The 5,832-nt window shown below is 58.5% G+C and carries 9 protein-coding genes and 1 pseudogene; 4 read left to right on the forward strand and 6 right to left on the reverse strand.

Annotated elements, in window-relative coordinates:
• Nucleotides 1-39 precede the first annotated feature (39 nt).
• From ACPYOJ_RS33575 to ACPYOJ_RS33585, 3 genes are all read left to right on the forward strand, one after another.
• Nucleotides 40-294 (forward strand): hypothetical protein, encoded by a 255-nt coding sequence (locus ACPYOJ_RS33575; RefSeq protein ID WP_481420102.1) that lies wholly within the window; start codon nucleotides 40-42, stop codon nucleotides 292-294.
• 76 nt (nucleotides 295-370) lie between these two features.
• Nucleotides 371-619: a DUF982 domain-containing protein gene (locus tag ACPYOJ_RS33580; protein WP_481420103.1), complete on the forward strand. Its 249-nt coding sequence runs from the start codon at nucleotides 371-373 to the stop codon at nucleotides 617-619.
• 648 nt (nucleotides 620-1,267) lie between these two features.
• The gene (locus tag ACPYOJ_RS33585; RefSeq protein ID WP_481420104.1) at nucleotides 1,268-1,507 is read left to right on the forward strand and encodes a DUF378 domain-containing protein; all 240 of its coding nucleotides are present in this window, start codon (nucleotides 1,268-1,270) and stop codon (nucleotides 1,505-1,507) included.
• Between the two features lie 537 nt (nucleotides 1,508-2,044).
• On the opposite strand, the gene ACPYOJ_RS33590 is transcribed toward ACPYOJ_RS33585, so the two are convergent.
• The 5 genes and pseudogenes from ACPYOJ_RS33590 to gp10 all read right to left on the reverse strand — a co-directional run bounded on the left by ACPYOJ_RS33590 (nucleotide 2,045) and on the right by gp10 (nucleotide 4,819).
• On the reverse strand, nucleotides 2,045-2,380 hold the full coding sequence (locus tag ACPYOJ_RS33590; RefSeq protein ID WP_481420105.1) for a hypothetical protein: 336 nt from the start codon (nucleotides 2,378-2,380) through the stop codon (nucleotides 2,045-2,047).
• A gap of 113 nt (nucleotides 2,381-2,493) precedes the next feature.
• Entirely contained in the window at nucleotides 2,494-2,706 is a 213-nt protein-coding gene (locus tag ACPYOJ_RS33595; RefSeq protein ID WP_481420106.1) for a hypothetical protein, read from the reverse strand.
• Entirely contained in the window at nucleotides 2,687-3,292 is a 606-nt protein-coding gene (locus tag ACPYOJ_RS33600; protein WP_481420107.1) for a putative peptidoglycan-binding domain-containing protein, read from the reverse strand. The genes ACPYOJ_RS33595 and ACPYOJ_RS33600 overlap by 20 nt, the downstream gene beginning before the upstream one ends.
• A gap of 777 nt (nucleotides 3,293-4,069) precedes the next feature.
• Nucleotides 4,070-4,620: pseudogene (locus ACPYOJ_RS33605) on the reverse strand (terminase small subunit).
• Nucleotides 4,589-4,819 carry a capsid staple protein gene (gene gp10, locus ACPYOJ_RS33610; RefSeq protein ID WP_481420108.1) on the reverse strand — a complete coding sequence of 77 codons (231 nt, stop codon included), beginning with the start codon at nucleotides 4,817-4,819 and terminating at the stop codon, nucleotides 4,589-4,591. The pseudogene ACPYOJ_RS33605 and the gene gp10 overlap by 32 nt, the downstream one beginning before the upstream one ends.
• A 226-nt stretch (nucleotides 4,820-5,045) precedes the next feature.
• On the opposite strand from gp10, the gene ACPYOJ_RS33615 reads away from it, so the two are divergent.
• Nucleotides 5,046-5,246, forward strand: coding sequence for a hypothetical protein (locus tag ACPYOJ_RS33615; RefSeq protein ID WP_481420109.1), 201 nt, complete (start codon nucleotides 5,046-5,048; stop codon nucleotides 5,244-5,246).
• Between the two features lie 181 nt (nucleotides 5,247-5,427).
• Here ACPYOJ_RS33615 and ACPYOJ_RS33620 read toward each other — a convergent pair.
• Nucleotides 5,428-5,832, reverse strand: a 405-nt coding sequence (locus tag ACPYOJ_RS33620) for a DUF3307 domain-containing protein (RefSeq protein WP_481420110.1), incomplete at its 5' end; no start/stop codon positions are given.

Raw genomic sequence — 5,832 nt, forward strand, 5'->3', positions numbered from 1 at the left:
GAGACAATCTGCTCTTGCCCCAAACGGAGGAGCGCTCTCATGTCTCTTTTCGAACTACTTTCCTATACAGACGATGAGATTGACCTTGTCGCCATGGCATTGAGCCGCTGGTCGGAGAGAAACCGTGTCAATCTCCAAAGCGAACGAGGCTGGGAAGCGCTCCAGGCGGCCGTCGCCCTCGTAAGTACGGGCGTCAAGGCACCAGAGGAGATCGGCGCAAGACTCGATGAGGTTTGCGCGCCACCCGCCGCTGGTTACCCTTCTTCTCTTACTGATAAGTCAAAAGCTAACTGACGAACCCGCTTCGGCCGAGGTTCGGAACTTACCCACGACGCCGTCGTTACTGCTCACCATTTCACGAGGAGCGGTTATGAACGACGAGCCCTGGGCCACGACTATTGAATTGCAATTGCGGCCGGGCGGTCAATCCTACGTCATCACAGGAACACGGGCAGCCTTGACATTGCTGACAACCCGGTGGCCGACGACGTCCGGTCCGGCTTTCTTTCGTGCACAAGAAGTTTGTCTGGCGGCGCTCGACAGTCGGATGACTCACGAGGCAGCACGAGCCGCTTTTATTGCCGCCGCCAGAGAAGCTGGCCTATGGATCCGATATTGATCGTGGCTTTCCAGCAGCGGCCATAGCCGGCCGTTTGGTGTTCCAGACACAGCAGAAAGGCCTCGCGCAGACGAACCGGCGGAATCATCAATGAGCGGACCGGAACGATGCGGCTTCCTTATTCGTTTTCTGCATCGGATCGGTTGCGCGATCCCTGAATGCTGATGAAAACTAGCCCTGCTTCGGCAGGGCTTTTTTTGGGGGTACGTCAACGGACCGAAACGAACAGCCGTTCGGCTCGTTGATGAGGCGGAATGCGCCAGGCATTACCCCGCCAGCGCATCCAGCCGGCGAATGCTGGCCACCTTACCCCGCCCCCACCTGCGGGGTCCTTTTGTCCGTACGGTATCGAACGGGAACGCTCACTAATGCCGATCGTTGATAGGTGGGCCGCGCGGTAGACTTCCTTACCTCAGTCGCCAGTGATGCTGGAGTCGCAGCCGTCATCCTGGTGCCGCGCGGTTTCCATGTCCCTTAATTGCCCCGCTTCGGCGGGGTCTCTTTTCTCCGTACGCTAGCGGACCGGAACGTTCGCTGGCGTCGATTGGTTATCGATATGACCGCGCGGCAGCCCTCCTGTTAAACGCCAGCGATATTTGACCCATCGTCCTGGTACCGCGCGGTCACCCAAGTTGGAGGACAAAATAAATGCGAGCACTGAACCTGATCACGCTACTGCTGGTTATTATTGGCGGCATCAACTGGCTGCTTGTCGGCATCGCCAACGTTGACTTAGTTGCCTCCCTCTTCGGCGGACGCGACAGCGCCGTATCGACCATCGTCTATATCCTCGTCGGACTTTCCGCGCTGTGGCAGCTAGTGCCGTTTATCAGGGCCATTTCGATCGGGGAAACGGCAGCCGAGGCAAATGCGAGTCGCTTCGACTAGCGCCGAGAATAATTGTCGGCGATGTTCGGCATTTTCCCATGATTGTCTAGCGGGCATCAGACCTTAAGTCCTTGAGCGCCTTTGCCCCAGGATGGCATGCTGGAAAGCACGGCGGCCGAAACAAGCCCCAAATTGGTCGAGGCCGTGCTCTGCGACAGGGCTCTTCCTTCTTTGACACTTAGGACGAGCCCTAGCCGTACCCCTGCTCTAGGGGACCTATGAGGCGCGGCAAGGGCTCGCTATTCCGTAGGGCGAGCGCTTGGATCCTAACCCTTATTGATTATTGACCAGCCGGCTTCCAGGAGCTTTATTTTAAAGCGCTGTAGCCCCCAAGCACAGCCGTGGCCGCGTTACCCAATATCCGCGGTCGCCATTTAGACAAGGGGCTCGCCATTTTTGAACCTTTTGGACGAGCCCCTTCGTCGTATTAAGGCCGGACGATCGGCGTTCGCCACAAGGTCTTGTTCGCCCTTCCCTACGCATCATCAAGCTTGCTGCTCAGCACCTCGACGCGGGTTGCGACCTTGTTGATGCTCTCTATCGCGATGTCGAGCTTCCCCCAAGGGATTCCACGACGCGATCAACGCGGGAGTTTGCCGCTTCTATGCCGTTCTTGTTTTCCGCCGTCGCCTCAAGCGCTCTTGTCACCTGAAATGAAAGCGGTGGTATTTGCGATACCTGCTGCTGCGTGTCGTCGAGAACCTTCTGTGTCCGTTCCTGAGCGTTCTGGATATCGGCGATATCTCGATTGAGGCTGACCCATACCCCGCCGATGATGAACGCGTTGAAAAGAGCTGCGCCGATGATGGCGATGAAATGCGCCGGGTTGATCTTCGGCTTCTCGACGTCGATGTGCATGGTGTCTCCGTTCATTCCTGCGCGCCCTGCCCTTCAATGCGAATGCGATTATCAGCAGCCCTGTGATCTGCCGAAGCGGTTATGTGATGCGACTTGGTTTGCGAATGGCCTATCCGTTTTCAGGATCGTCACAGAAGTCTCAAGGCTTGGCTGAAGGAAGAGACTTGACCATTGATCTTTCCTTTTTCGGCAAAGCGTTTGATCGCGGCTTCCAGGGCGACGGTTGCGGCCTGCTGGCGGCCTTCAGAGCGCCCGACGAGGATTGCAGGGTAAATGGCGACGAGAGCGCCCAACGCCGCTCCCGCTCCAATCTTGAGCCATTCAGGCAGCAGCTTGAGCATTGACCGCCACCTTCAGATCGAGGGCATCCTGCAGCTCGTCCCTCTTGCGCTTCGCATACCAGCGATAGGCAAGGCCGCCGAGCGTCAGCACGGCGCCGGCGATGATCAGCCCGGCGACAAGCTTGCCGATGAATTCGCTGCTGGTGCTGAGCGGCGTCAACTGATCCTGGGCCTGCTGCAGCGTGCCGGCCAGCGTGCCGGAGCCAATGCCGCCACCCGTCGTCGCGTCGGCAACGGCCAGCACCGGGGCGGGCTTGGCATCGGAGATCAGCGCCTTGGCCTCGCCGCCCGGGACGTACTCGATCTCTGGACCGACAGAACCGGTTGCCCATGCCTGACCGACAGCGCGCACGCTCTTGACGCGGGCCGTCCAGCCCTTGCCGAACGTCTTCCATGTCTTCAGCGCCTTGAGGAAGGCCATACGGCGGTCAAGGATGCGGACGATCAGGCTGTCATTGTCGTTGACGCCCCCGAGAGCGAGAAGCGTCCCCTGCCCGAGAATGCCGTCTATGAGACCTTGATACAGTCCCATCGCCTGAAGCGCGCGCTGCAGCCACTTTACGGATAGCGCAACGCCGGAGTTCACCGAACCGTCAAAGACGACACAGGAGACGCCGGGCGCCAGCTTGTCGCCCTTGATTTCGTCCCAGTATTTCTTGCGGTGGCCTCCAGCTCGGAGTTGCTGATATTTCTTACCCGCATGAGGGACAGGCCATGCGAGCGGCGATACTCATCATCGACCCGCTGCGTGACGCCCTTCATCGTCGCGCCGCCGGGTCCTTCGTATTGTTGGAATAGCCGCCCTCTATGACAAGCACCTTGGCGAGAGAACGTGCGAATTCATTTGCGGGGTCGAGGACTTGCATTGATGCTCCAGATTGTTTCGAAAGGTTCAGGCAAGCCACCGGCGCGATAGGCGGTCCCACTTGCAACAAGTGACTTGGCGTGAGCACAATGCCGGAAGTCGATTCCCGCTTGTGCCCGATGATCATGAGGATCTTTTATATGGTCTATGACTGGACTGGTGTGCGCACCCGGCGTATCCGCAGAATTAAGTTGGCAGTGGCCTCGATCGTGGCCCTGGTCATTGTGGCTGCACCAGTTCTCGCGTTTTCCTAAAGAAGTGTGTATCGACGTCGGACGCAGCATTGAATGTGCTGCGCCGGTGGCTGACCCGGCGCGGCATGGAGACCTGGCAGGACCCAGACCTTTATGCCGGGTCTCCGCCTGTCACGGCCACACCACCGCATCAGCGGCCGCCCGCGCTTCCTCGACGACCGTTGCCGCGTCGATCGCCGCTTTTGTGCCGAGCCGCGCCGCTTCGATTGCGGCTCCCTTCTGTTGCCAGAAGATGAAGGCACCATTATCGCCCGCCTCCTGGGCTGCCTGTGTGGCAGGTGCGCGCTGCGCCGCATACTCGACCGGTATCAGTCTCGATCCCGCCCACCAAGCCTTGACGCCAGATGAGCGGCCACTCGTGGACCGGCTTGAGACTGCCGTTCTCATGGTAAAGGTCGGCAATGTCCGCTACGGCCTCTTCAGCCAGGCGCTTGAGCAGCCAGTCAGCGTCGATCTTGGTCCGCTCAGACCGCTTTGCCTTCGCTTCCTCAATCGCGGCGGCTACTCCAACATTCTCCAACAGCCGCGGGCCTTGGGATGTGCTGTCTTCTCACTATACCCGGCGCGTATCGCAGCCTGGGTGGCGTTGAGGTCTTTCAGATACTCCTCGACAAAGCGAAACTGCTTTACACTGAGCACGGCAGACCTCGTTATTAGGCGGATGCCTTCTCGGCATAAAACTTGTTGGCGACGTCCTTTGTCTCCTGATCGAGGGCCATCTTCTGGACCTGCAGCGAGATCGAGTGCCGCTTTTCGCCGTTGACTATTCGATCCGGTCTTCGGTAATCGTCGCATGGGCCATGATGGTGACCGGCTGGCCGGTGTCGAAGTCGCGATCGGTCAGACCCATCTTCTTGAGGGTTGTATAATCGAGAAACAGCGTCAGGCCGTAGGGATAGTCCGGGCGATCGGATTCGGTCGGCCCTTTCTCCCAACGGTCAAGCTCTTCTTTCTTCTCCGCCGCGGTACGCGCGAGGTCGACCATCGTTGCCATGGTGTTATCCCTGTTCGAATGAATCAGCCTGCATGCTGCGCCGGTGGTCAGCGTCAAAACGGTGGCTGACGGGACATTTGTTGACAACGTAGAGGCGGCCGTCCTGTGACCCTTGTAACCTGCCTCGGAATATGCGTCGGTTGTGGTCATGCCCTTGGCGATCGCTGGGCGAAACGCTCATGCCTGCGTTTGTCAGGACTGGCATGGGTGATCTTAGGAGGATGAAATGAGCAAAGACGAAGACGCGCTGTTGGCGGATCAGATTAATGGCGCCGCCGATAAGGCAAAGGCCGAGAAAATCAATAACGTCGACATCTTAGCCATGGCTGCAGCCCTGCACACTCAGTTTCCGCATCGAACCGAAGCTGAAATCCTAGAGAAGATTAAAGACGCTTGGCGAGCACGCGAACTCTACTGGGCCTCCTAAGCAAAATCATTTCTACCGGCCGGTGGGGCCATCACATTTCGCGATATGAATTTTCTACAAGATGGACCACACCGCATAGACGAGACAGGCGGCAGCAACGGCACAGAGAAGCGTGAGGATCGCGCGTTCTGCACGGGGACTCATAGCCACCACCACATCGGCAGCGAGCCCATGACGAAGATCAGCGCCACCAGGGCGATGTAGATGGCCCAGTCGATAGCCATGCGGATGTCAGGATTAAGCCGAGCCACAGCGCCTTGCAGCCGATGTGCAACCCCTGGTCCTGGGCGAACATTATCCGCCCCTTTACCTTCGCCTCGTCGATGACCCTATGAAATAGCCATTCTGCTAACCCGAGCCATACATTGCCGGTGATCAGCGCTACACCAGTGCCTTGTATGCCGGAGTGCGCGACCAGATGATAAACGCGCAGCGGGCCTGTTTGTTTGGCCTTTGAGAGGAAATCTCCCTGCAGCGGGTAATCGCAGACCCAGTGCACCGCAAGCAGCATCAGCGCCAGCGTTAGAATGCTTTCCATGATCTCTCCTGAATGTTCCCGGCTGACCCACTTCGCGCCGTATATGAA

The organism is Rhizobium sp. SVR5-9E, from assembly GCF_056755095.1.

Excerpts from the sequence above, each read along its gene's own strand:
- ACPYOJ_RS33615 (WP_481420109.1), top strand. The coding sequence starts at position 5,046 with ATGAGCAAAGACGAAGACGCGCTGTTGGCGGATCAGATTAATGGCGCC.
- ACPYOJ_RS33580 (WP_481420103.1), top strand. The coding sequence starts at position 371 with ATGAACGACGAGCCCTGGGCCACGACTATTGAATTGCAATTGCGGCCG.
- ACPYOJ_RS33590 (WP_481420105.1), bottom strand. The coding sequence starts at position 2,380 with ATGAACGGAGACACCATGCACATCGACGTCGAGAAGCCGAAGATCAAC.
- ACPYOJ_RS33575 (WP_481420102.1), top strand. The coding sequence starts at position 40 with ATGTCTCTTTTCGAACTACTTTCCTATACAGACGATGAGATTGACCTT.
- ACPYOJ_RS33585 (WP_481420104.1), top strand. The coding sequence starts at position 1,268 with ATGCGAGCACTGAACCTGATCACGCTACTGCTGGTTATTATTGGCGGC.
- ACPYOJ_RS33595 (WP_481420106.1), bottom strand. The coding sequence starts at position 2,706 with ATGCTCAAGCTGCTGCCTGAATGGCTCAAGATTGGAGCGGGAGCGGCG.
- gp10 (WP_481420108.1), bottom strand. The coding sequence starts at position 4,819 with ATGGCAACGATGGTCGACCTCGCGCGTACCGCGGCGGAGAAGAAAGAA.